19 protein-coding genes and 1 other annotated feature are annotated in these 22370 nt (G+C 48.1%); of the genes, 7 read left to right on the plus strand and 12 right to left on the minus strand.

Annotation, left to right across the window (positions count from 1 at the left end):
* Positions 1 to 100 precede the first annotated feature (100 nt).
* The 3 genes from TREAZ_RS01705 (at position 101) to TREAZ_RS18595 (ending at position 3586) form a co-directional block, all read left to right on the plus strand.
* The gene (locus TREAZ_RS01705; protein ID WP_015710058.1) at positions 101 to 1456 is read left to right on the plus strand and encodes a DUF262 domain-containing protein; all 1356 of its coding nucleotides are present in this window, start codon (positions 101 to 103) and stop codon (positions 1454 to 1456) included.
* Positions 1446 to 3287 (plus strand): DUF262 domain-containing protein, encoded by a 1842-nt coding sequence (locus TREAZ_RS01710; RefSeq protein WP_015710059.1) that lies wholly within the window; start codon positions 1446 to 1448, stop codon positions 3285 to 3287. The genes TREAZ_RS01705 and TREAZ_RS01710 overlap by 11 nt, the downstream gene beginning before the upstream one ends.
* Positions 3288 to 3460: 173 nt before the next feature.
* Entirely contained in the window at positions 3461 to 3586 is a 126-nt protein-coding gene (locus tag TREAZ_RS18595; protein WP_280990958.1) for a hypothetical protein, read from the plus strand.
* 12 nt (positions 3587 to 3598) lie between these two features.
* Here TREAZ_RS18595 and TREAZ_RS01715 read toward each other — a convergent pair whose 3' ends face one another.
* Positions 3599 to 5254 carry a hypothetical protein gene (locus tag TREAZ_RS01715; protein ID WP_043923222.1) on the minus strand — a complete coding sequence of 552 codons (1656 nt, stop codon included), beginning with the start codon at positions 5252 to 5254 and terminating at the stop codon, positions 3599 to 3601.
* Between the two features lie 278 nt (positions 5255 to 5532).
* Between TREAZ_RS01715 and TREAZ_RS01720 the strand changes: the two genes are divergently transcribed.
* Positions 5533 to 7248, plus strand: coding sequence for an ATP-binding protein (locus TREAZ_RS01720; RefSeq protein ID WP_015710063.1), 1716 nt, complete (start codon positions 5533 to 5535; stop codon positions 7246 to 7248).
* On the opposite strand, the gene TREAZ_RS01725 is transcribed toward TREAZ_RS01720, so the two are convergent.
* Entirely contained in the window at positions 7245 to 8630 is a 1386-nt protein-coding gene (locus TREAZ_RS01725; RefSeq protein ID WP_015710064.1) for a sedoheptulokinase, read from the minus strand. The two genes, TREAZ_RS01720 and TREAZ_RS01725, sit on opposite strands and share 4 nt — an antisense overlap.
* Positions 8631 to 8757: 127 nt before the next feature.
* Here TREAZ_RS01725 and TREAZ_RS01730 point away from each other — a divergent pair, with 127 nt between their 5' ends.
* Complete coding sequence (locus TREAZ_RS01730; RefSeq protein ID WP_015710065.1) at positions 8758 to 9858, plus strand: endonuclease/exonuclease/phosphatase family protein; 1101 nt, start codon at positions 8758 to 8760, stop codon at positions 9856 to 9858.
* Between the two features lie 2 nt (positions 9859 to 9860).
* On the opposite strand, the gene TREAZ_RS01735 is transcribed toward TREAZ_RS01730, so the two are convergent.
* From TREAZ_RS01735 to thrS, 3 genes are all read right to left on the minus strand, one after another.
* Positions 9861 to 10622 carry a DeoR/GlpR family DNA-binding transcription regulator gene (locus tag TREAZ_RS01735; protein ID WP_015710066.1) on the minus strand — a complete coding sequence of 254 codons (762 nt, stop codon included), beginning with the start codon at positions 10620 to 10622 and terminating at the stop codon, positions 9861 to 9863.
* 202 nt (positions 10623 to 10824) lie between these two features.
* Positions 10825 to 11349 (minus strand): nitroreductase family protein, encoded by a 525-nt coding sequence (locus TREAZ_RS01740; protein ID WP_015710067.1) that lies wholly within the window; start codon positions 11347 to 11349, stop codon positions 10825 to 10827.
* A gap of 43 nt (positions 11350 to 11392) precedes the next feature.
* Positions 11393 to 13177: a threonine--tRNA ligase gene (gene thrS / locus TREAZ_RS01745; protein WP_015710068.1), complete on the minus strand. Its 1785-nt coding sequence runs from the start codon at positions 13175 to 13177 to the stop codon at positions 11393 to 11395.
* 19 nt (positions 13178 to 13196) lie between these two features.
* Positions 13197 to 13451, minus strand: a binding site (T-box leader).
* A 148-nt stretch (positions 13452 to 13599) separates the two neighbouring features.
* Here thrS and TREAZ_RS01755 point away from each other — a divergent pair.
* Together TREAZ_RS01755 and TREAZ_RS01760 are read left to right on the plus strand one after the other, a co-directional pair.
* Entirely contained in the window at positions 13600 to 13866 is a 267-nt protein-coding gene (locus TREAZ_RS01755; RefSeq protein WP_043922711.1) for a type II toxin-antitoxin system Phd/YefM family antitoxin, read from the plus strand.
* Positions 13863 to 14285, plus strand: a complete 423-nt coding sequence (locus TREAZ_RS01760; RefSeq protein ID WP_015710070.1) for a type II toxin-antitoxin system VapC family toxin — start codon at positions 13863 to 13865, stop codon at positions 14283 to 14285. The genes TREAZ_RS01755 and TREAZ_RS01760 overlap by 4 nt, the downstream gene beginning before the upstream one ends.
* Before the next feature lie 9 nt (positions 14286 to 14294).
* Here TREAZ_RS01760 and TREAZ_RS01765 read toward each other — a convergent pair whose 3' ends face one another.
* Genes TREAZ_RS01765 through TREAZ_RS01790 form a run of 7 tightly spaced genes read right to left on the minus strand, consistent with a single transcriptional unit; the run spans position 14295 to position 22370 of the window.
* Positions 14295 to 14864 carry an SIS domain-containing protein gene (locus TREAZ_RS01765; protein ID WP_015710071.1) on the minus strand — a complete coding sequence of 190 codons (570 nt, stop codon included), beginning with the start codon at positions 14862 to 14864 and terminating at the stop codon, positions 14295 to 14297.
* A gap of 37 nt (positions 14865 to 14901) precedes the next feature.
* Positions 14902 to 18063 (minus strand): ABC transporter permease, encoded by a 3162-nt coding sequence (locus TREAZ_RS01770; RefSeq protein WP_015710072.1) that lies wholly within the window; start codon positions 18061 to 18063, stop codon positions 14902 to 14904.
* Positions 18053 to 18754, minus strand: coding sequence for an ABC transporter ATP-binding protein (locus tag TREAZ_RS01775; RefSeq protein ID WP_015710073.1), 702 nt, complete (start codon positions 18752 to 18754; stop codon positions 18053 to 18055). The genes TREAZ_RS01770 and TREAZ_RS01775 overlap by 11 nt, the downstream gene beginning before the upstream one ends.
* A gap of 13 nt (positions 18755 to 18767) precedes the next feature.
* Positions 18768 to 19979 carry a glycosyltransferase gene (locus TREAZ_RS01780; RefSeq protein WP_015710074.1) on the minus strand — a complete coding sequence of 404 codons (1212 nt, stop codon included), beginning with the start codon at positions 19977 to 19979 and terminating at the stop codon, positions 18768 to 18770.
* 17 nt (positions 19980 to 19996) lie between these two features.
* Positions 19997 to 20731: a tetratricopeptide repeat protein gene (locus tag TREAZ_RS01785; protein WP_015710075.1), complete on the minus strand. Its 735-nt coding sequence runs from the start codon at positions 20729 to 20731 to the stop codon at positions 19997 to 19999.
* A 28-nt stretch (positions 20732 to 20759) separates the two neighbouring features.
* Positions 20760 to 21023 (minus strand): hypothetical protein, encoded by a 264-nt coding sequence (locus TREAZ_RS17195; protein WP_015710076.1) that lies wholly within the window; start codon positions 21021 to 21023, stop codon positions 20760 to 20762.
* Positions 21024 to 22370, minus strand: a complete 1347-nt coding sequence (locus TREAZ_RS01790; RefSeq protein ID WP_052297624.1) for a hypothetical protein — start codon at positions 22368 to 22370, stop codon at positions 21024 to 21026. It abuts the gene before it with no gap.

The following is a 22370-nucleotide window of genomic DNA, read 5'->3' on the forward strand; positions in this document are numbered from 1 at the left end:
TTGGGTTTACAGAGGGTAGAATTGATGAAGCTGCGGTGATAGACTTGATTGTGGAGCGGAATACGTAATGTCTTAAAACGAAGCGCTATTTGGAGAAAGCATGGAAGAAAATAAGAATCCGGTACAAGCAATAGTCAAATTGAGAGATTTGATAAATACAGAATTGATAATTCCACCATATCAACGTCCGTATAAATGGCAATCAAATAATGTGATTCATTTATTGGACGATATTTTTGAGAATGTAATTCAAAATAAAAGAATTTACAGAATTGGCAATATTATTTTGCACGAAGACAAAGAAAAGAAACAAAATATTGTTGATGGTCAGCAACGATTAACGACAATCTCAATACTGTTGAATTGTTTGGATATAAGTTTTAGCGGATTGCTGTTAAAACAAAAGTTCAAGCACAAGATTTCAAAAGATAACATTTTTTACAACAAACGAATTATTGATAATTGGTCCTCAAAAATTATTGATAAAAACTTTGTCAAAAACACAATTCTCGAAAAATGTGAATTTGTGCTTTTTACCGTGTATAAAGAAGACGAAGCATTTCAATTGTTTGACTCGCAAAATGCAAGGGGGCAATCATTAAAGCCATACGATCTGCTTAAAGCATTTCATCTGCGTGAAATGGAATTTGAAACAGAAGAAGAAAAAGCAGCTTGTGTGAAACGCTGGGAAAAGTCTATCGACAATGGAAGTTTAAAAACAATACTTGGTAATCATCTATTTCGTATCCGCAAATGGAGTAAGAATGATAATAAATATAATTTTACCAAAGACGAAATTGATGAGTTTAAAGGTATCTCTTTGTACAAAAATCAGGAGTATCCCTATGAAAAAGCATTAAGAATGTTAGACGGCTTGGTAGAAAATGCTCAAAAAGACAAACTATTAATGAATTTAGATGTTGCCCAAACTTACCCATTCTCAATAACAATGACTATAATAAATGGGAAACGATTTTTTGAATATGTAGATTATTATATTAGCTTAAAAGACAATTTGGTTAAAAACGATACAACTGATTTTTATAGATTTCATCAATTTTATTGTTTGGGAAACTCAGATTATAAACCAGAAAAAGAACCTAATGAATATATAGGCGCTGGGCGTTCAGGCGATGAAAAAGTAAAAAATTTGTACGAAAATATTGTTTTGTCTTTCGTTGATAAGTTTGGCGAAATTACAGACTTTAATGTGTACTTCGAAGCATTCTACAAGATTGTTTATCTGATTAGATGTAAGTATAAATCGATACGGATGGAAACCATTCTTAATAGTGACGTTAAAAAAATTGTCAGAGAAATAGGTGATGCCGTAATGCCTGAACAATTAAATAAATATCAATTCAGAAAAAATAAAATAGACGAACTAGATTTTGTAAAAGGAATTGAACCTATAAAAAACTTTATTAGCTCAAAAGAGGAAGAAAATGGCAGATGAAAAAGCACATAGCGTAAAAGATATTTTGTCGAATAACAATTACGTTATTCCCATTTACCAGCGTAACTACGATTGGGGAAAACAGGAAATATCACAACTAATAAAGGATATAGTAGAATTTTTTAATATGCAAACCTATGATGAATCAAAGACATATTATTTGGGTTCGTTAGTCTGTTTCAAAAGAGAAGACAAAGACGGAACTTTTGAATTGATTGACGGGCAACAACGGCATACTACGTTGACCTTAATAAACATTGTCCTTAAAAATTATAAAAATTCACAAATTGATAATGTCGATGCATTAAAATTAAAATTTGACTCTCGAAAAAACACACAAAGATTCTTGGAAGCAATATATCAGAATTTTGAAAATTTGGACACATTAAATATTGATGGTATTGGAAATATGAAATCTGCGGTAGATATAATTAGGGACGAGTTAAGAATGCAAGTAGGAGAGGATAATATTTTGAATTTTGCAAAATATTTTTATAATAATGTGAAACTGTTCCGTGTAGAAGTTCCGTACGATACCGATTTAAACCACTATTTTGAAATCATGAATAATCGAGGCGAACAGTTAGAAAAACACGAAATTATAAAAGCTCTTTTGATGGAGAAAATTGAAATAAGTGATGAAAAAGGGCAAAAAGAGATTGAAAAAACAAAAAATGCACAATATAAATTTGCGGCAATTTGGGATGCCTGCTCCGATATGGGCGATTATGTGTGTTTTAACCTCAACTCTCTTTTTGGTATTAATGGAAATATTGAAATAGATAAAATTGACTTTGATAGCATAGAGATAAATCAAAATAATGAGGATAAAGATAATTCGTTATCAGATATTTTGTTATACCATACTATTCCAAATGATTTTCCAAAAAAAGAAAAATATACGAAAGAAAAATACAAGTCAATCATTGACTTTCCTAATTTTTTATTACAAGTTCTGAAGTTACGATACCCTGATATTTCCCTTGATGATAAAAAGTTGTTGGAACAATTTCAAAAATATTTGTCGGAGTTAAATTTTTCTATAGATTTCATTACAAATTTATTGAAATGCAGGATACTATTTGATAAATACATAATAAAACAGGATTTATCAGATGCCGATGATAACAAACAAAATTGGGGAATAAGAAAATCAAATTCTTCTTTTGACGGAACTATTAAAACATTTGACGATGACGATGAACTGGTAAAACTACAAGTGATGTTATATTATTCGGATTCTACAAATACTTATAATACTTGGCTGTACGAGATTCTTAATAAGTATCTTTTCTTTTTTGAGGGTCAAGAGGATGTCGTAAAATACACTTTGAATATTTTGGCAATTGCAGAAAACAAATTTGATTCAAATAATCTATCATATCCCGATATAAGTATTTTTAATTTATATTTTATTGATTTTCTGCTGTGGAAGTTATATATAACAGAAGTTCAAAGTAAAGAAGGTAATTATCAATATCAGGAACCATTGCTTGAACTCAAACAAAAAATTTTTAAGAAAAGGAGTTTATTTAATACATTCAAATTTAGGCAGCTTAGTTCAAAAGAACATCTTTTTCCTCAAGCGAAGTCAAATGACTTTAATGTGGCTTATGATTGCTTGAATTGCATTGGGAATCTTTGTTTAATTTCGTCTTCTCAGAATTCACAAGGTAATAAAGATATGCCTATTGCTAAAAAGAAATCTTTTGAAAGTGACAATTCAAGTCTAAAACGATTAATAATGTTTGAAAGTTTTGAAGACGACAAATGGGAACAATCTCAAATTGAAAAACACAAAGAAGAAATAAGGAATCTGATAGATTGGTAACAAAAAACATTTAATATATTTGATAGACAGGAGGCGGTAACATCAGTTATTTCACCTTGCATAATATTTTTGAAACATTTTTAGGGGCATTAAAGTATATTATTTTTTGTTCATATTTATCCCATTCGTCTCTCCAATATCCGGCACCAAAACCACCCCAACCCAGAGTAGGGGTGCCGGAAGCCACCGCAGGAGCCGAAGGCGACGAGGAGGCTGTAGGCAGGGGGAGCAGCGTCAATGCGGTTTACACCATAGCCCACAGACGCTGGGATATGCCGAGTATGTGCTCCCCCTCTTGATTCTTCTCCTTATCAATACCCGTCCGACATCGACCTGTTCACATCCCTCTGGAACAAATCCTGATACACATAGCTGCGGTTTTTGAGCTTTTCCTTGATGGGCTTGGTGAAGGGCATGTGGCGCCAGAAAACTCCGCGCAATTCCTTGTCAAGTTTTTGGGTGCCTTCGCTTTCTTTGAGCATCCAGGTTATGTAGTCTGATATAAAGGCTTCCTTAACGTCGCCCTTGAGTTTCATTTTTTGGAACCACTGGTAGTAGGCGCCGGTGAGGCCGTCTTCCATCCAGAAACGGGAAGCCTTTTCCTTGGCGACCTGCCAGCGGAGATCGCCGACTGCGGAAAGCATGGCGGTCTGGAGGTTCTTGGAGTACATGGGGACGACTATGCGGCCCCGGCTTGTTGCACGGTTATAGCGGTCGAAGGGTTCCCAGCACATGCCGGAATCGCCGTAGGTGGGGAGCAGCACCACGTAAGGGATGATGCGGTTGAGGCGGTTCCTGTGGAAACGGCAGAAGGCTTCGGCGTCTATGCTTTCTATCCAGGCCATGACGCTGATGACGTTTTCGCGGTAGCCGATGTCGTTGGGCATGCAGTGGAAGTACTCGCTGGTAAGTATGGGGAAGTGGTTGCCCTGGCGGCCTATGGTCATTTTGGCCATCTGCTTGATGGTTTCGAATTCTGTGTCCACTGCTTTGACATCGACAGTTATGCCGCCGCCTTCTTCTTCGACTTTGTCCTGCAGGGTTTTGACATCCTGCTCGGCCTGATAATATTCCTTGAGGAAGAGATCGAGGTCGTGGTCAACTTTGAGGAGGTTTTTAAGTATTTCCATTATTTCGCCAAAGACCCGTTTCTGGGATTCGCTGTAACAGGCTGAGATATCCCGAAAGCCGTCCAGGGGGAAGTGCTCGAAGATGAGCTGGACGGAGTCGGCAAGGATTTTTTCCTGGTTGGTGCGCTCCTCGTCCTTGGCTTTGAGGAGGCTTCTGGCCCCGTCGAGTTTGCCCTGGGCTTTTTCGAGGAGCTGCTGGATCCTTATGGCGCTATTGCTTTTAGCTACCCTGACCTCGTCGGTGGAGGAATTGCGGACTGTCCCGGTTCCCACGGCCTTGAACCATTCGTCAAGGTAATACACAGGCTCTTTAAGGTAGTCGTTTACCACAAACTTGGCAAAAAGGGCGCGGTTTTCCCCATCCAAAAAGGTGGGGTGGAGTATGCTGAAACGAAGCAGGTATTTTTTGGGATCGGGAAGCTTGCCAGGCGCTTTGCGGGCTACATTGATGAGGAAGTCCCAGTAGGCCAGAATGAACTGCTGGCGGAAGACGCCCTTATCCTTGGGGTCTTTGGCATTAAGGTACTTTTGAAGTATCCCATGCACCCTTTGGGCTATGTCCCCCTCGCCCGAAAGGGCCACTTTATAGTAATTCGGGTCATTGAAAGCCTCGATAGGGATGCTTTCGAAGCGTTTGGTAATCTCCGGGAAGCTGGCTATGGTGAGATCTATGTCCCCGGAGGGGGCTTCGCCGCCTTCAAGGTTGTCATCAAAAACAGAGGCAAAATCCGTTGCCGGCGCGCCCGGACTTCCAGCGAAGCTCCCTGCGGAGGCCTTGGGTTTTGCCTCGGTTCCGAGCAATGCGGCGATTTCCGGGTCCATTTCCCCTTGAAACATGTTATTGTCCTGGGCCATGTTTTAAATATCCTCCAATGCCTTATCCATTGTTTCTAAAACTATTATACAATATTATATAAAAAACAATGATCAAAAAAGCCCTTTATATCAGGAATTGACGAACATTGTTTGTTTGCCCCGAATTCATCGGTTTTCTCCCAAATCTCCAAAAGCCCAAATCCGCAAGAGATATTCGCTGCCACAATGCAAAAAAAAGTGGAATTTTTTCCCATTGTGTCTGTATATATATAATACCGTTTTACACCACAGGAGGAAGTATGCCGGACTTTGCAGAAATGGAACTCGCCAAGGGCCAGATGCCCCTTGAGTACAGCGCCGAAGAAATGGCGCCGGAACGCCTGTCCATGCTGGACCTGATGGAGAAGATCATCGATTACACTGAGGCCATAGGGATAAGCGATCTGCTTTTTCAAAAGGCTTTTCCCGTCGTCAACCTCGCGGCAGAGCGGCTCAACGTGACGCCTATGCAGATGGTTTTGTTTGCCATGCTCTTTAGCAGGTTTAATGCTTCCGCCCTGGACGAGGAGGATCTGGCGAACCTTTTCAGGTGCACCCCAATCAAACTCCTCCGCTACATGAATGACCTTGAGACGCTGCAGAAGAAGAGGCTCATAATCCCCCTGCGCAGAGGACGGGAAGGCAAAGCCTACCGCATTCCCGCCGATGTCGTGAATGCGATAAGGCGGGATGAGGATCTTGCTGCAGAGGTCAAAAAAGATCTCACCATCGATGAATTCTTCAGCGACCTTGAAGATATCTTCGATGCCCAGAACGATGGGGATCTTAGCCAGGAGGGGTTCAACAATGAACTTAAAACTATTGTTGATAATAACATGCATCTCCTCTTCTGCGGGAAGCTTGCGAGCTATAAGCTCTGCGACGAGGATGCGCGGCTCCTTCTCTGCTTCTGCCACCTCTATGTCAACAACTGCGATGACAACATAGGCTTTCACGATTTCGAATTCATCTTTGACAAGAAGTCCCATGCCCGCGCAATTTCCCGCCAGTTCAGGGAGGGCGACCATACCCTTATTTGCGCGAAATTCATCGAGAACACCAACTGCGACGGCTACGTGAACCGCGAAGCCTTCAAGCTTTCGGATTTTTCCAAAAACGAAATGCTCGCCGAAATTGACCTCAAGGAAAGGCAGGTAAAGCGGCGCAAGGGCCTTTTGCTCTGGGAGAGCATAACCGAGAAAAAGCTCTTCTTCAACGAGAAGGAAAACCGCGAGATAGCACGGCTTGTTTCGCTTCTTAAGGAAGAGAACTTCAAAAATATCCAGGAGAAGCTCAGCGGCAACGGTATGAGGAAAGGTTTCGCCTGCCTTTTTTCGGGCAGCCCGGGCACAGGCAAGACCGAGACGGTTTACCAGATAGCCAGGGAGACCCATCGCAGCATCATGGTGGTGGACATTTCCTCGATTAAGGACATGTACGTGGGAGAAACCGAAAAGCACATGAAGGCGGTTTTCGACAACTACCGCACTGCGGTCTCTGCCAGCGACATCGCCCCCATACTCCTCTTTAATGAGGCCGACGCAATCATCGGGAAACGCATGGAATTCGGCGCGTCAAGCCATGCGGTGGATCGCATGGAAAACACCATGCAGAACATTATACTGCAGGAACTCGAAAACCTCTCGGGCATACTCATCGCCACCACGAACCTGACCCGGAATATGGACAAGGCTTTTGAGCGGCGCTTCCTCTACAAGATTGAATTCGAGAAACCCGGCCTTGAAGTGCGCCAGTCCATCTGGCAATCCCTGATGCCCGACCTCGCCGAAAACGAGGCGAAGGAACTTTCCTCCCGCTTCGACTTTTCGGGCGGTCAAATCGAGAATATATCCCGCAAGCGTACTGTAGACATGATTCTGGACGATGCCGCCCCTTCCCTTGACGATCTCATTGCGTCCTGCAAAGAAGAAGTCCTGGTGAAGGAGAACCCCAATGTCATTGGGTTTATCGCTTAGTCCTTTTCCCAGAACCTTTCGATGATGGCGGGGCATTCGCCGAGGGCAATAAGCTTGCCGGCCACTGCGCCGATAAGGGCAGCCCCCAAGGCAGCCCCGCCGTCAAAGGGCGGGATTTTAATTTCAAGATCGAATTGGCGTTCCAATGCACGTATAAAAAGATCGTTTTTCCGTACCGCGCTGCCTGCAACCACCACAGATTTTATCGGGTCAAAGGCAGGGCCCAGATCTTTTCTGAAGTCCGCCAATTCCCGCACTATGCCGTCTATGCCTCCAAGCACGAGGTTCCCCACATTGAAGTTATCCAGGGTTATATTGGCAATGCTGCCGCGCCGCGCATTATCCCTGCGGGTGCCGTTGATTGCGGTGTCGAATACGAGGGAAGCGGCGCCGGGGTTCTCCTTTAGGATTTCCCGCGCTGCGCCTTTCATCATGTCGAATATTGCGCCATCATCAATATCAAGCGGGAGCTTTGCCGAGGCTGCGTACCGGCTGATAGCCTCCCGGAAAAGGGATGCCAGCACTTCGTAGGCTTTGCCTGCGCAAAGAGTGGCGCCTACCTGGAGATAGCCCGGCATAATGAAGGGGCGCAGCTCCATGGTATTGGGGCATGAAGGGGTTTTTGAATACACCGATATTTGCCCTGATGTGCCAATGCTGACAAGGCAGGATTCTTCGGGTTTTGAGAGGAGGCCGAAAAAGGCAGTCTGGTTGTCGCCCACAGGGACAGCCACCGGTATCGAAGAACGGGTTGTTCCCGCAAGGCTGAAAGGCTTTGCCAAGCCAAGAAATTTTGGCAGAGGGGACGGCATCACTTCTTCCAAGAGGCGTGTGTTCTGTGTCTCCGCTGCCGGGTCAAAGCCGCCGAAACAAGCGAGATCGCTTGCATCCGCCGCATCCAGGGGCTTTCTTGCCAGGAACCCTGCGACCAATTCATTGATGCCTGTAAAGCGGGCTGCGCCCTCCGGCACGCGATGGAAAAGGCGGTTTGCATAATGGGTGAGCAGACCATAACCCGCAGGAAGGGTGACGCCGGTTTTTTCCGCCAGTATTTTTTGAGGCGTGGAACCCCGGAAATCTTCGGTGCCATGCCGATCGAGCCAGCCATAGAGGGGCGAGAGAGGCTTCCCGTTATCGTCGGTGTAGACTATCCCGTGAACCTGGCCGGTGATCCCGATGGAACCAATGGGCTGCTTTATGGAAGCGAGCATTTCTTCGACAGATTCAAGGACACCGGCGGCGTCTTGCAAAAAGGCGTAGGGATCACAGGTGGCCACACGTTTAACCGGCGCAGACCGGCGTTCCACGATACGGCAGCTGTCCAGGGAAACAAGGGACAGTTCCAGGTTGGTGGTTCCTATGTCTATTCCGGCGGCAAACATGGGTCTTAGGATATAGAAAACAGGATATATTTGCCAGAGGAGCAATTATATTTTATTTTTCGGAAAAAACGCAGGAAAAAATGAAGCGCCCCGCATCCTGATGCCATATAGGGTATAGGAGGACGCAATGAAATATGCTACGCGTTTTTTTGGGTTTGTTTTGATGGCGGCGATCCTGGGGGCTTGCCGTGTGGTGCCAGGCACTGACGGGGAGGGCGCCACTGAAAAGGAAAAAGCGTTTATCGCGGTTTCGTGGAACGTGCAGGCGCTTTTCGATTGGAAGGTGGATGGTTTCGAATATGGCGAATACTTGCCTTCTGCGGGGTGGAACAGGGAGAAGTATGATGCCCGCATCCTTTCAATTTCAAAGGCCCTGGGTGGGCTGGCGGAAACCGGAGTTCCGGACCTGATTGGGCTTGTGGAGCTTGAGAATTCAGGGGTTCTGGAGGATTTGGCCAATGGGGCGCTTTCAAAGTATGGGTATAAGTATATGTTCTTTGGGAATGCGCCGGGGTCGTCATTGGGGGTCGGGGCTTTGAGCCGGTTCCCCCTGACTGAGGTCAAGGTGCATTCCATTACGGTGAATGGCGAGACTACGCCGAGGCCGGTGCTGGAGCTGCGGGTGGAAAAGGAGGGGGAAGGGCTGGTGTTTTTTGTCTGCCATTGGAAGTCGAAGCTGGGCGGGGATGAGGCTACCGAAGCGTTGAGGCGGTCTTCGGCGAAGGTGATCAAACGGAGGCTTGAAGAACTGCATAAGGATGAACCAGGGCTGCCTGTCGTGGTGATGGGGGATTTGAATGAGAACCATGATGAATTTTACCGGCAGGCGGGAGTGTCATTAAGCGCATTGCTACCGGATGATCCGAAGGCTGCGGAACTTGCGGGCGGCTTAAACAGCCTGGATTTTCTTGTGCTCAGCGGAGAGAAGCCGCCCAGGGCCAGGTATTTCAATCCCCGGATCCCTTGCCTGTATACTCCCTGGGGCAGGGAGCTTGAGGATGGTTCCTACTATTATAAAAACAATTGGGAGACCATCGATCATTTTCTGTTAAGCGCAGAACTGTTTAATGGCAGGGGTTGGGATTTTGATACCGCAAAGGTGGTAAACCAGCAGCCCTTTGCAAATGAATCGGGTATCCCTGCTTCTTATAATCCTAAAAGCGGGATAGGGATGAGCGATCATCTGCCTCTCGCGCTTTTTCTGCGAAAGGCGGATGATTCGCGGTAAAATTACGCGGCATCTGAAAGCACTTTGTGGATCGCCACATTCCTCTGCCGGAGGAAGGCTTCCTTCTCCTGGGGGATCTTGTCGTCCGTGTAGACTTCGGCGACCTCTGCCGAATCCATGAGGCCCACAACCCCCGAGGTGAGGAACTTGTCCGACTCGGTGAGCACGATGACCTGGGAAGCCTGTTCGGCTAAAGCCCTGACGGTCTGGGCGCGATGGTGATCCTTTCCGGTGAAGCCCAGCTTCTCGTTGAAGCCGTCGGCGCCGATGAAGAATTTATCCGAAGAAAAGATCTCTGCGCACTTGCGGGTAATGGAACCTACCAGCACCTGTGAATCGCTCTGGTAATAGCCGCCCAGAAGGATGATTTTCCCGAAGGGTGCGTAGCGCACGTGGTTTGCGAGGAACACCGAATTGGTAATGATGGTGATATCCCGCTTGGTGGTGGTCAGTTCTTCTGCCAAAAGGGCGCAGCAAGAACCGGATTCTATCATCACGGTTTCGCCGTCCTCCACGGTCTTGGCGGCTTCCTGGGCTATACGGTGCTTAACGCCGTAATGGAAGGCGAGACGCTTCCCCACGCCATCCACTGAATCCAGGCTGGCAAATCCATGCTCGCGTTTGATGAAGCCCTGATCTTGAAGGTAATTCAGGTCCTTGCGTATCGTCACCTGGGAAACTCCCAGCATCGCGGCGAGCACCACTACTTCGATGCGCGGCTGTTTTGCCAGCGCTTCCAGAATCTTGGTATGTCTTTCTATCATTCTAAAACCTCTTACCTATAAAATACTAATATTATTAAAATAGTCAAGAAATTTTTTCAAATGAACTGCATTTTTTTGAAATTTTTTTCAATTTGGGCCTGGGCTGGCTTTAGGGCAGACAAAAGCCGGCAAGTGGAATCTTGGAGGAGAAAATCCACCTGCCGGCTGAAAACTGGGTCTACTAAGCAAAAAATGCGGTTTTTTACTTAATTTTGATGATATAGTCGGTTTTTCGGGGTTTTGCCTCGGGTTTTTCGTTGGCATAGCCCAAGAGCACGTGGCCCACAGCCTCATAATCGGCCGAAAGTCCCCATTCTTTCACCAGGGCCTTGCCGTCTTTGCTCGAAAACACCTCTTTTGCCCGGTAAATATAGCATGCTCCGAGGTCCAGCGCGGCTGCGGCGTTCAAAATGTTACCGATTACCAGGTTGCCATTCTCAATCGGGGTGGGTTTGGTCTTGTCCACGAAGATATTCAGCACCGTGGGGGCCTTATAGAAGGGTTCGGCCTTGGGATCCTTGAGCACATCGGCGTTGAGCTTCTGGATTTTGGCGATTACTTCGGCTTTTTGGACCGCTACTATGACGACTCCCTGGCAGCCCATGCCTGTGGGCGCCCAGGTTCCGGCTTCGAGAACCGCATCGAGTTCCTTGTCTTTTATCTGGCCCAGCTTATAGGCACGTATGCTCCGGCGTTTTTTCAGATCTTCTAATGTGTTTTTGCTCATTTCCTACTCCTTATATATGAATAATAAACTATTGCTTAAATGGTTACAAGCCGAGATCCCTGGTCTCGACCTTTTTGACCGCATAATCGGCGAAATCCGCGATCTTCATCGTCGGGGCTGCGGCCGGCTGGCCGTCGCGGCGGCGTATGGAGACTGTGCCTTCGCCGGCCTCTTTTTCGCCCACCACGAGCATGTAGGGGATTTTGCGGTTTTGGCAGTCCCGGATTTTGGCGTTAAGGCGGCCATCGTCCAGTTCGGTGGTTACACGCAGATCCCGGGCCTTGAGTTCGGCGGCTACTTTTTTGGCATAGTCGTTGAAGGTCTCGGCCACGGGGATCACGGCGATCTGTTCCGGGGCTATCCACACAGGGAAAGCTCCGCCAAAGTGCTCGATGAGCACGCCGAAGAAGCGTTCCAGGGAGCCGAGGAGGGCGCGGTGAACCATGTAGGGCCGTTTGTGCTGGCCGTCGGCATCCACGTAGGTCATGTCGAAGCGTTCAGGTTCGTTGAAGTCGAACTGTATGGTGGTCATCTGCCATTCGCGGCCCAGGGCGTCCAGTATCTTGAGGTCGATCTTGGGGCCGTAGAAGGCGCCACCGCCTTCGTCAATTTCGTAGGCCATGCCTTCGGCATCCACGGCTTTACGGAGGCTTTCGAGGGCGGCGTCCCAGCGGGACTGTTCGCCTACGGATTCTGCGGGCTTGGTGGCGAGGTAGGCTTTGATCTCCTTGAAGCCGAATATCTTCCAAATCCAGAGGGAGAAGCGCAGGACTTCGCGGATTTCGCTTTCCATCTGTTCGGGGGTGCAGAAGATGTGGGCGTCATCCTGGGTAAAACCCCGGACGCGGAGGAGGCCGTGGAGTACGCCGGATCGTTCATAGCGGTACACGGTGCCGAGTTCGGCCCAGCGCAGGGGGAGATCCCGGTAACTGCGGCCCTTGTTCTTGTAGATCATGATGTGGAAGGGGCAGTTCATGGGCTTTATGATGTAGTCCTGGTTATCGATCTGCATGGGGCTGTACATATTGCCCTTGTAAAAGCCCAGGTGGCCCGAGGTTTCCCAGAGCCAGGATTTCCCGATGTGGGGGGTGTAGAGGATTTCGTAGCCGTTGCGGTAGTGCTCTTTGCGCCAGAAATCTTCGATGGCCACCCTCATACGGCCGCCGTTCGGGTGCCAGTAGATGAGGCCCGCGCCGGCTTCTTCGTGGATGGAGTACAGATCCATGTCCTTGCCCACCCGGCGGTGATCCCGCTTTTCGACTTCGGCGAGGAAGGCGAGGTAGGCCTTGAGGTCTTTGGGGTTTTCCCAGGCCGTGCCGTAGACGCGGGTGAGCATGGCGTTTTTTTCGTCCCCCCGCCAGTAAGCCCCGGCTATGTTCATCAATTTGAAGGCTGCGGAGTTGATTTCGCGGGTATTGGCCACATGGGGGCCCCGGCAGAAGTCGGCCCACACTATTTTACCATCGGCGTCTTTGTTTTCGTAGATGCTGATGGTTTCGCTGGCGGGGAGTTCTTTGATGAGCTCGGTTTTGAATTCTTCCCCGGCGAAACGTTTGAGGGCTTCGTCGCGGCTTACTTCGAGGCGGACAAAGTCCTGACGACTGTCGATGATCTTCTTCATCTCCGCTTCGATAGCGGGGAGATCTTCGGCCTGTATGGGCTTGGGGAGCAGGAAATCGTAATAAAAGCCGTCATCGATGCTGGGACCTATGGCCACCTTGGTTCCGGGGAAGAGACGGGTTACGGCCTGGGCCATGATGTGGCTTACCGAGTGGCGGATGGTTTCGAGCTTTTCGCTTGATCCTGGTTTTTGATTCTGTTCGGGCATGTGTACCTCCTGTGCCTTTGCCGGGGACGGGTTCTTATTTATAGAAGAAACCCGCGGTACCACCCCGCTTCGCTCTCCCATGGCAGGAGGCGCGCTCATCATCCTTAACGTGGATTTACGGCTTTGATTATTCAGACTGCCGTGTTGGGGCGGCCCTTTCCTCAAGCTGCTCGGGAGGGGTTTTCGGCGTTTCCTGGATAACCGCGCTTTCAGCCATGGCACGGTCTCTCTGTAACCCGGTGTGACGCTTACTCGTCTCCGTCAATGCATTTAGATAAGGATGGTGGAATTTGGGGGAGATGTCAAGGTCTATAGGCCGAAAACCAAACCTCCACTGCATTGATGATGTATCTTGATTTTCCATTCCTTCAATGATATAGTCTGACTAGTCAGACTATATCATTGTTAAGGACGGCTTCCCTATGCAGACCTTGAAGAAAAAGACTTGTTGGCAGCTCCAAGAGGCTAAGGCTCAACTTAGTCAGGTTATCAGAAATGCAGCCACCTCACCGCAGATCATTACGCTGCGGGGAGAGGAGGCGGCAGTAATTCTATCCACAGAGCAGTACAACAAACTGACCAAACCAAAGATGGGAGTTGTTGAATTTTTTCAGAATTCTCCATTGGCAGATGTGGCAATAGATTTGAAACGGGATAAGTCCACCGAGATCAGGACGATTAATTTATGAAGTATCTCCTGGATACCAATGTCATATCTGAAATCCGCAAAAGGAATAGCAATCCACGGGTACTCTCATACATGCGGAATATCCCCATTGAGGATCTTTTTCTTAGCGTTGTTTGTATCGGGGAAATTGCCAAAGGAATAGAAAAACTCCCCTTGGGGAAAAAGAAAGAAGAATTAGCCTACTGGCTCGACTCTGCCGTGCCGGAACAGTTTGCCGATTGTATTCTTCCGCTTGATTCAGAGTGCATGCAGGAATGGGGCCGTATGTGCGCCAAATCCAAACGGACGCTACCCGTCCTCGACTCGCTAATTGCCGCTACCGCCCTGGTCCATCGCTTGATTTTGCTCACACGAAATATCTCTGATTTTGAGGATATCCCGGGACTAAGCTGCATCAGCCCATGGAATGGTAAACACTAATTCATAGCCCTATTCTACATTCCTATGCCTCGCAGCCATCTCCTCGTGGCTGAGCTTAAGCTCCTTCTCCAAAAGGATGATGACGACATCAAAGAGCAGAAAAAGGTGCTGCTCGAAAAGGTTGCCCATAGGCTGGATTGAGGGTGTTACGGGGTCGGTTCCCTTGTAGACTGCGGCGGGTACAAACAGGATGAAGTCCGCTATTTTAACACCTGCTCCCGAGGGGGAACCTGAAATACAGGCGATGTGGGCGCCGGATTGTTTGGCCTGGCTCATCACGTAATTTATGTGGCCGATGTTGCCGCCGCCGTTTACCACGATAAAGAGGTCGTCTTTGCCCATGCCAGGGGTGGTGTCGTCCCAGATCCAGTGGACATCTTTGCCCAGGTGCATGAGGCGCATGGCAAAGCCCCGGGCGGCTATGCCTTCGCGGCCTGCGCCCATGATGAAGATGCGCTTGTGGGAGGCGATGAGATCCATGAAGCGGCGGAGCATTTGGATATCCTGGGCTTCAAAAACCTGGCGGTGTTCTTCCAGAATGGTTTTATAGAGGGAGCTGTAATCTTCGGCTAATGACATATCGTACCTCTTGTATAAAATAATATTACCCTGTGTTTTAGTCCACAGCTTTCATGGATTCCGCCATTTTGATAGTGCGGATTTTTTTCAGCATGAGCAGGTCTACTGCGCCGGAAAAGAAGAGGGTAATTACTGCGGACAATATAAAACTCATTGAAGAAATATGCCTGCCAAACATGAGATCTGTGGTTTCTGCTACGCCGATAACAAAACGGTGCAGGGGAATGCCCAGCAGCAGTCCGGCTGCGGCGCCTGCAATGCTGAGCACGGTTATTTCCCTGAAAATGTAGGCAGCGGCTTCAGCCTGATGGAAGCCGAGAACCCGCAGGGTTGCCAATTCCTTGGTCCGTTCGTTGATATTAATATTGGTAAGATTGTAGAGCACAATCATGGCGAGTCCCCCGGCGGCAATGATGAGTATCAATACTACATAGCTGATGCTTGCCAGGAGATTGTTGTAGGACTCCTGCGTACGGGAGGTAAATTCCGCTCCTGCCACGGCATCCTCTGAAAGCAGCCGGCTGATAAGTTCGTCCTTTTCCTGCTCCGTTTTTATATTGGTTCGGGCAAACAGGGTTCCATAGTCAAGTGCTGTACCGAATACCGCCTGAGAAGCCTCAGAGCCTAAATACACAAAACTCCCCACATAATTTTCGGTAATTCCGGTCAGGGTAAATTCCCCCTGTTTCCCCTGGGCATTTTCCAGGATAAAGGGGTCCCCTGTTTTGAGCTTAAGCATACTGGCGGTTTTTTCTGTAAGCACCACAGAAGAAGCGGTAAAGTTTATGGGGCTTCTGCTTTTTCTATCCTGCAGCTTGATATACTCGGTTAAGGTATCCGCCTCTTTGGGAATATACATTGAAACGCTGAGCCGTTCATTCCCGGCAATCGCATAAGCGCTCTGGCTGTGTATTTCTGCGTAATCACCTGGCAGGGATTCTCCGTCTTTCAGTTCAATTTTTAAATCATAGCTTAGTATATCGCTAAACTGGGTTCGGGCAATATTTGTCAGGGAATCCCGCAAGCCGAAGCCCGTAACCATCAGGGCGGTACAGCCTGCTATACCGGTAACGGTCATAAAAAAATGTTTTTTATACCGGATTATATTCCGGGCCGTAACTTTGTAGGTAAACCGCATGGGCTTCCAGATAAAGGATATATATTCCAGGAAAATGCGTTTGCCTGCCTTGGGAGAGCGGGGGAGCATGAGCAGGGCAGGTTTTTCACGAAGGGAACGGTAACAGACTGATACAGTTACTCCCATGGTACAGATTAAGGCTGCTGCTGCCGAGATGATCCCGAAGGTCCAGTTGAACCTGGTCACCAGAGGAGGCAGATGGCCCATGGTGGCAAAGGCGTTGTAAATGATAGCGGGGATGCCGTAAAATCCCAGGGTCATACCTGCGGCGGAACCGAAAATACTGATCAAACCGCAGTAGACAAGGTACTTGCCGGCGATTACCCGTTTACGGTAACCCAGGGCTTTCAATGTGCCGATTTGAATACGTTCTTCCTCTACCATCCTGGTCATGGTGGTAAGAACTACCAGGGCAGCTACCAAAAGGAAGAACACCGGAAAGACCCTGGCTACATCAGCTATTTTTTCGATATTGAGCGTATAGCTTACATACCCCACATTGGTATTGCGATCCAGAACATACCATTCCGGTTCTGCTGTTTCCAAATCCTTGATTTTTTCCCGGCCTTCTTCCAGGGCTTCCTTGCCGGATTGCAGTTTTTCTGTTGCCTCATCCAGGGTCGATCTGTAAGCTGCTTCCCCTGCGCTTAATTCTTCTTCTCCCAGGGTTAACTTCTGCAGGCCTGCGGCAAGTTCCGCATCAGCAGCGTCAAGTTCCGCCTGGGCCTTGCCAAATTCCACCTCGGCCTGGGCTTTTCCTGCTTCCAGCAAGGTCCGGCCAACACGCAGTTTTTCTTCATTCTCTGCTACTATGAGGCGGCCGGTTTCGTATTCCGCCATTCCCGCATCGTATTGGGCAACCCCCTGCTTGGCCTTGGGAAACAACATTCTAAAAAAGGAGTTTCTGGTTTTTTCTACCTCTTCCCCGGCGGCCTGCAGCTGGGCTCCGGCTTCTGCCAGGGTTTGTTTGGCAGATGCAATTTCCGCCTCTCCCTGCTGCAGGTCAAATTCATTGTCCGCCAGTTCACGGGTAACCCGGAGGCGTTCTTCCGCCAGCTGGGCCCGGCCCTGGGTTATTTTTGTTTCGGCTTCTGCCAACTCGGCAAGCCCTGCGTCCCGGCTTGCTGCCCCTGCGTCCAGCTTTTCCCTGGCGGCGCCAAGTTCAGTTCGGGCGGTCTGTTCTGCGCTGTGGTATTCTGCAGTGCCATCGCTGAGTTTTTTCCAGGCCTCTGCAAGAAGTTCTTCCCGGCGTATTCCGGAACGCAGCTTTCCCAGGGATTTTACTTCCGCGGCTGCGGTATCGGTCAGGGCCTGGGTGTCCAGGGCAGTACGGGCGGCGGCGCCGGTAACGGTCATAAACAGATCCGTATACGCAGGGATGCTATAACAGGTATCCCTGACATACAGTACTACCCCAAGCCGTCCGTTACCGATGCCGCTGGGTTCCCCTTCTGTGGAAATAAAGAGGGGACTTTTAACTATCCCGGTAACGGTAAACCGGGTCACCCTGTATCTGTCAGCCAGAGTTTCAAAATCTTCGGAACCGGCGTTCTCCTGAGCGATGGTGAGGACAGAGCCCAGAGGGATGGCGGAGAAAAATCCCCCCGGCTGCTGCACAAGACATTCATCATCCTGCTCCGGCATCCGGCCTTCGAGGATTTCCATGCGGTTTATAAAATCATTGTTTGCTGCGTTTCCCAGGGGAAGTCCATAAATGCGGCTTACCAGGGTTTCTTCGTTCGAGGTATGGATCAGGGCATCGGTAATATAGGCGCCTTGAACCAGGGTAATCTCATCAAGGGCGCTTACTGCTTCGATATCACTCCGGGTGATACCCATGGTTGCCTTGATATTGAGATCCATCATGTTGGTCTTGTCAAAGTAGGTATCCACAGAGATCTTCATGTCCGGGGTGGTTGCCAGGAGGCCTGCGAGAAACCCTGCGCCCAAAGCAACAATGCCGAAGATGGCTGCGAAACGGCCAAAAGAAAACCGGATTTCACGGACTATGGTTTTTATATAGGTTTTACCCAGGGAACGGGGCTTATGTTTACCACTCAATACATTCTACCGCCAGGGGATTTTCGTTTTTTTCATTGCTGATAATTTGGCCGTTTTTTACTTGAATGACCCGATCCGCCATAGCTGCGATAGCATGGTTGTGGGTAATTACGATGACGGTTTTGCCGGTACTCTTGCAGCTGTTTTGCAGGAGTTCCAGGATATGCTTTCCTGTTTCGTAGTCCAGGGCGCCGGTGGGTTCATCGCAGAGGAGGATCTTGGGGTTTTTCGCTATTGCCCGTGCAATGGCAACCCGCTGCTGTTCACCCCCTGACAACTGAGCCGGAAAATTGTCCAGCCGTTCCACAAGCCCCACCGCCTGCAGGGTCTCGCGCGGATCATGGGGCTCATGGCAAATTTCCGAAGCAAGCTCTACATTTTCGAGGGCCGTAAGGTTTTGGATAAGATTGTAAAACTGAAACACAAAGCCCACATCGTAACGTCTGAAATCGGTAAGATGCTTCTCGTTTAAGCCGCTGATTTCTTGGCCATCCAGTATGATGGTTCCCTGATCGCAGGAATCCATACCTCCCAGCATGTTGAGCAAGGTGGTCTTGCCTGCGCCGCTGGGCCCCACAATCACACAGAATTCACCCTGTTCGATGTTGAAGTTCATGCGATCTGCGGCGGCGATTGTATGTTCACCAAGATGATAAAATTTACATACATCATGAAATTCAACAAAACTCATTCTCTGCACCTTCTCATTTATGGTCTGAATTACTTTTAAATCGAATTTTACCGCACTGTTTATCAGCGCGCCTCCTGTGTTTTCTCAGTTTCTTTTCCCGGGAGGCATCTTTTGCCTTTATGGCGTCTTCAAACATCTTTTCAAGTTTTTTACCCGAATGGCTTATCCGGTAACGATCGCCCAGTTTGGCGTATTCTGTCTCCATCTGTTTCCGTTCTTCGGGGTGTTCTATCCAATAATCCAGCTTGTCCCGGAGATCCAGATAATTCCCTTTTTTAAAGAGGCTCCGTTTATCCAAAGCAAACTGGGAAGTGGCAGATTTTTTGGAATCCGAAATAATAGGTACCTTGCCGCAGGCTAACGCTTCTATACAAGATATACCTTCGATCTCAGCGTCGGAGGCATGGATATAAATATCGGTTTTATATATTTGTTCCAGCAATTGTTCCTGGTGCAGGAAAGAAAAGCCCAGCGGGTTGGGCAGGCTTGCCGCCATACGGCTATAAACCTTCTCCATGGGACCCTTGCCGGCAAAGAAGAGCTGTATCTTGTCGCGGTATTTGGAATGGTTAACCGCTTTGATAATAAGATCCTGACGTTTCTCCCTTGCCAATCTTCCTATCATCAGAACGTTAATTTTATCGTCAGTTCTTTTGGGCGGTATTGCGGCAGGTTTAAAAAAATCTGATACGCCATTGGAAATGACATAGAGCCTTGCATTGTACCGGTGCTTTTTCAGCTCTCCGGCAATAAAGGCTGAAGGACAGTGGATAAATTTGAATTTACCATACAGTTTTATCCTGAACAAACGATAGATATAGCTATTGAGGAAGCCGAGAAAACCCAATCCCATATTGTAGGTAACATTTTCGGGCTGACAGTGGAAGGCCCCAGTTACAGGTATGCCCATCTTAGCTGCTATTTTAAAACACTTACGCTCCAGCTTCCAGGGGAAAACCATGTGCACTATATCGGCCCCCGTAAGCGCTTCGGTCACCACCTTTTTGTCAAATTTGGCAAAGTGCATACTGTTTTTTCTTGCTACAAAACTTACCAGGGGAATGAGATTTTCTTCAAGGCCGTACATATCCTGGCCTTCAACATCCCGGGCCAGAATCCGGACCGTATGCCCCTGTTTTATCAGCTCTTCCCGGAAACGATGGGCAGAAATTGTAGTCCCGTCGGTTTTATGCAAAAAATTATCGGCAACAATAACAATGACCAATTTATAACTCCGGAAAATTAATGTAGCTGATCCACCATCCCTAAAGCATATTTGTTTGTGGGATATAGCTCAAGGGCCTTTTGCAGCCAGACCAGGGCCTCTTCCTTTTTTTCCAAACCGATACAAACATAGCCCATGGCTGAATAGACATTAAAACGATCATCTTTTTCAAGACCCTGGTCATAGCCGCTGATAATTTCTTCCAGCAGGCGGAAGCCTTTTTTATAATTGTTAAAAGTCGAAGGGGCAAAAACATAGCGGGCCGCTATAAGGTACAGGGCAGCGGCGTTTTGTTTGTTCAGTTCCAGGGCCTTATCGGCATGACGCTCTACCTTAAGGCCATGGGCCATAGCATACGAAAACGGACGCACCCTGCAAAGATAGGCCAGGTTCTCCGCCAGCATGCGCCAGCCCTCGGAAGAAGCTTGCGCATTCAGGGCCGCTTGCGCCTGAACCATGCCCTGCTCATAGCAGGCGGCAGCCTCATCCTTTTTATCTTCATATTCAAAGGAACGGCCCATCATGTATTCACAGCGGGAAAGCATAAGCCAAAGCCCGGGACCGGAAAGCTCTTTTTGGGCCTGCTCCTTTGCCGTAGCATACAGCGGCGCTATGCCGGCGGAATTTAACTCCTGCTCATAGACAGCTTCCCTAAGCTCAATAAACCACCCCGGCAAAGTCTCCGCACAGAGAAGAGATATTGAGGGTTCCAGCCCGAGAATAATAAAAAGCAAACCAAAAAGTTTTTTCAATTCAGATATCTCTTGATTAGGGTCTTAATTAGGGATAGATGAATATTCTTGTTTTGTCAATGCCGGCCTTTATCTTCCCTGCTTCTATTTCAAAGGCTTTTACTATCTCGCTTTCGGCGGGCAGATCCGGCATGCGTCCGGAAGTGTTTGGCACACTTACTGCCGGGTACAGTTCCCAGGCTTCCCGTATTGGATAGAGCTTCCCCGCATCTCCGGCGTTTTTCCACTCCCGGACTCCCACCCGTACTGCCTGGGTAAAGCCTTCGTTGGGGATTGTAATTTCAACGGGCATCTAGAATTTTCCGTCATGTTCAATTAGGCCATCGGCCATAAAGGATCCAGGTTCAACGCCGGTATTGAAAGCGGCGTAAATATGGCCGGGTATGGTAATAAAGGCGGTATCAATTTCCAGAACTTCCAGGAGGGAACAAAACAGAATCGAAAGATCGTCGCAGTCCCCGCCCCGGTAAAAAAGTGTTTGGTAGGGATAGTTTAGATTGTCAATGCTTGAAGCGTTTTCTGACATTTCAATGTATGAGCTCGCGGGATCTATAATATAATTTATTCCATACACCCTGAGGGCTTCAAATAAGGCCAGGGCATACCGGATGTTCCGGGGAATGCCGGAATCCTTTGCGCTGTCCGCTGCGGATTCCACATACCGGGCAAAAAGGCGCGCCGCTGGGTCGTGGGTGGATACGAAAGACGCTGCCCGTCTGTCATCATCCCAGGACATTGCGTTCCGGTGATATATTGGCATCTGTACTCCAAAGTCCGTCTGTTTTCTGCTTCCCAAACTTCGGTAATTGATCAGCACCAGGGCATTGGCGTTTATATTTTCGATCAGGTCCAGCATGGATTCATTAAAAAGAGCTGTTACCGGAACCTCTATGGACTCTCCTGGCAATAACAGGGGAATAAGGGCAAATGGTGTTGATTGATTCATGTATCGTTCCAGAAAGAACGAAAGGCTAAGCTCTGTAATGGCGTTTGGTTCATTATTGGTAATTTTAACCGCTGCTACCGGATTATCCTCGTACCATGCATATGATACCGGGAACACCCGCTGCTGTTCTGTCTTTTCTCCGCTGACGCGGGTTTGGGGTTTTAAAATTTCCGAAAGGTTTAAGCGCAGACCAACCCCGGCCGTAATGGCGTTGATCGGCCTGTCTGCAGAAAAGGCATACCAGGAGTAAGCTCCGGAACCATAGAGGGAAATATACGGGGAAAGATGAAAATAAGCGGATATGCCGGTTCCAATCCGTATTTTGTTATTGGCTGCATCGCCCCACTGATAATGGTAAACCCCGGCGTTAATATCCGATTGAAGGGAAAACCGGTCCAGGGGTCGCCAGGTAAAAAACGGTCCAAGACTTCCCTCAAATATGCTGAAAGCCGGACTGCCTTCTATAGAGAGACTCGAAAATCCTCCCCCTGCGGACAGACCCAGGCCGAATTTTCCCCAGAAAAGAAATTTCCAGTCAAGAGAAAGGGCGGCTCCAAAACCGGGTCCGAAATTCTTCACCTCTATGGGCGCGATAAAGATCGGCATAAGGCGGAGGCCAAATTCATTTTCAGAATAGACAAGCTGTGTACTGATGAGCGCCAATAGTGCGGCAGCCAATAAGCCCTTTTTCAT

The sequence above is a fragment of the Leadbettera azotonutricia ZAS-9 genome, from assembly GCF_000214355.1.
Classification (GTDB): Bacteria; Spirochaetota; Spirochaetia; order Treponematales; family Breznakiellaceae; genus Leadbettera; species Leadbettera azotonutricia.